General features: G+C 63.2%; 3 protein-coding genes. 2 read left to right on the top strand and 1 reads right to left on the bottom strand.

Annotated elements, in window-relative coordinates:
* Positions 1-712, bottom strand: a 712-nt coding sequence (locus tag KAY22_RS27365; RefSeq protein ID WP_296626190.1) for a serine hydrolase domain-containing protein, incomplete at its 3' end; no start/stop codon positions are given.
* A gap of 133 nt (positions 713-845) precedes the next feature.
* Here KAY22_RS27365 and KAY22_RS27360 point away from each other — a divergent pair.
* Positions 846-1,586, top strand: coding sequence for a GntR family transcriptional regulator (locus KAY22_RS27360; protein ID WP_052182486.1), 741 nt, complete (start codon positions 846-848; stop codon positions 1,584-1,586).
* On the top strand, positions 1,583-2,841 hold a 1,259-nt coding region (locus tag KAY22_RS27355; protein ID WP_296626188.1), incomplete at its 3' end, for a hypothetical protein. The genes KAY22_RS27360 and KAY22_RS27355, both read left to right, overlap by 4 nt.

Here is a 2,841-nt window from a genome sequence, read left to right as displayed (position 1 = left end):
CAAACCCCCAGAGGTTGATCACTGCGGGACGCCCCTGCGACTGACCGATGCGCCATGTGGTTGCGGGCCCGGCTTCCGCCGCCAGTCCTTCCAGCACTAGGCCCTGCGGCATGAGCGGTGCGCCATCGGGGCCGCTGCGCCAATCGCCGACCGTTACGCCTAGCGGCATTAGAATGCGACGCTCGATATAATGGCGAGGGTTGCCGTCCTCGCCTTTGGCGACGAGCTTTCGGCGCATGATTTCGCCGACGACTTGCATCGGAGCAGGGCCATACTGGAATTTCCCGCCCGGTGCCGCCGCGAGCGGTGCCTTGACCGAGTCCAAATACCCTTGGGGTCTCCCGACGGTTGAGGCCTGACCACCTGTCATCGACAGCAGTTGGCGAAGCGTGATCTGTTCCTTTTCGGCGTCGCCCTTCCACTCAGCGAGCGTCTCTGATGCCCGCTCGTCGAGCGTCAAAAGCCCGTCCTGTACGGCCGCCGCCGCCATCAGCCCGACAAGACTCTTGGTGCCCGACCAGAGTTCCTGCGGTGTCGCAATATCTGCAGAACGGCATCGAACCTCGCCATCCTCAAGGATCAGCAGCGCCACGCCAGAGTTTGCCTCGGAATAGGCGATCGCCGCGGCACAGCCGGGAAGAGGAGCGGGTTCGCCTGCCGTGGCCGGCTGTGCCGCAACGGCTGCTGCGAAAAAGAGGATGGTGCGCTTCAAGTTCCGACTCCCATTTTCTGGTGCTTGTCATTCTCGATATTATCGATAATAATTTCATTCGCAATCATCGATTGCTCGCGTGCACTGTCCGATTAGGATGGTGCCGGTAGCAGGGAAAGCCGAACGGAGAGAAATGGGCGCGACGAAGACCGAAGACGACAGTGCACCGACTCAAGACCGCGTCATTGCGCGTCTCTTGACTGACGACATCGTCGAATGGCGCATCCAGCCGGGATCGTGGCTGCGCGAGCGCGAAATCGCCGCGCGCTTCGGGGTGAGCCATGCGCCCGTGCGCGAAGCATTCCGTCATCTTGCGCGGATCGGTCTCGTGAAGGTGGTCCCGTGGCGCGGAACCTATGTGATCGATATCGACGAGCATGCCGCGAACGAGGTCTATGAGCTGTGGAAATCCCTGTTCGGTGTAGTTTGCCGCCTGGCTGCGGTCGAGATGACGGATCGCGACGGGCGCGAACTGATGCACCGTCTGGTCGAATATAAGGATGTCACCCAGCGCACCGAAAATACGTTCGAGCATATCAAAGTCTCGAACCGCATCGGCCGCTTCATCGCCAAGCGGAGCAATGCGCCGCTCGCGCTGGAGCTCCTCGACCGGGTCGCGCTGCTCGCGCGCTGGCAGCACAATGTCTATACCGACAGCTATATCGAGACGCATGGCAATGACGCCGCGAAGCGATCGGCCATCCTCTACGACGCGCTTTGCCGCCATATCGTCACGCGCGATGGCGATGCCGCCGATGCGGTGGCGCGCGATCTGATCGGCGTTACTCAGAATAGTTTCGGGCGCGCACTCGAGGAATATAAGGCCCGGCACGCAAAGACTAAGCCCAGCCGCCGCCGCGCAAAAGTGACATGAGCCGCCTCCCGACCGACCGCCGCACGTTGCTTAAGGCGGGCCTCGCGGCGCCGATCGCATTGCAGGTTAACTCCGCTGCCGCTGTATCTCGGGATTTGACCATGTTCGGCTCCGAACGCCTCTTCACCGACGTCCAAAGCTATACCGAGGCCGGCAACAAGCAGTCGGGCGGCGAGGGCGATCGTTGGACCGCCGACTGGACAGCGAAGCGGCTGTCCAGTGCCGGATTCGAAGTCGAACGCCAGACGTTTGACGTGCCTTGGTTCGAGGCCTCGCGCTGCGACCTCAGGCTCGGCGACATCACGATACCGCTCGTCGCACAACCGCTCGCCATCGAAACCGGCGAGGCTGGACTCGCTGCGCCGCTGCGCCTCGCGGAAATTCCTGAACGCCTCGACGGCGCGATCGCCGTAGTGCGCCTGCCTTTCCGCCGCTGGTCGAGCCTCGTAGATCGTGCAGCGCGCGAGCCGCTCGCCGATGCGCTTGCGCGCGGTGCGAGCGGGGTCATTCTCATTACGACCGGGCCGACGGGCGAGGCCTTGCTCCTCAATGTCCCGGCCGGTCATCCCGTATCGGAAAAGCCACTTGCCTTGCTCGCGCCGCGACTCGCCGCCCCGGTGATTGAAGCCGCGCGCCACGGTGCCGCGGCGAAATTAGCGCTGCGCGGGCGCGGTGGGGCTCGGGCAGCTCAGAATATAATCGGGCGACTCGTTCGCTCCGGCCGCCCTTGGCTCGTCGTCTCGACGCCGCGTTCAGGCTGGACCGATTGCGCCGGCGAGCGGGGGCCGGGCATCGCGATGTGGCTCGCGCTCGCCGACTGGATGCCCCGAGCGTTTCCCCAGCACAGCCTGCTCTTTCTGTGCAACAGCGGGCATGAATATGAGAATCTCGGTGCGAGCCATATCGCCGACAAGTTTGGTCCAGCCCCCAGCGAGACGGCTTTCTGGTTGCATCTCGGCGCCAATGCCGCAGCACGTGACTATCAGGAAATGCCGGGGCGCTTGCTGCCGCTGCCGAGTGCCGATCCCTATCGTTTTCTCATGACATCGCCCGAATTCGTTGCGCGTGCGCGCGAGATATTCAAAGGCCAGCCAGGGTTGGAAATGGCCTATCCTTCGGCGGAAGGCACAGCGGGCGAACTCTCGGAAGTGATAAAGGCCGGCTACACACGTCATGCTGGCATCTTTGGCGCACACCGTCATCACCACGCTGTGACCGACGATTTATCGACGGTCACACCTGACCCCCTTGCCGC

It is taken from the genome of Rhizorhabdus sp. (assembly GCF_018006725.1).
Taxonomy (GTDB): Bacteria; Pseudomonadota; Alphaproteobacteria; order Sphingomonadales; family Sphingomonadaceae; genus Rhizorhabdus.
This window is presented reverse-complemented; position numbering and strand designations above follow the sequence as displayed.

Coding starts and splice junctions, on each gene's coding strand:
- KAY22_RS27360 (WP_052182486.1), top strand. CDS start 846: ATGGGCGCGACGAAGACCGAAGACGACAGTGCACCGACTCAAGACCGC.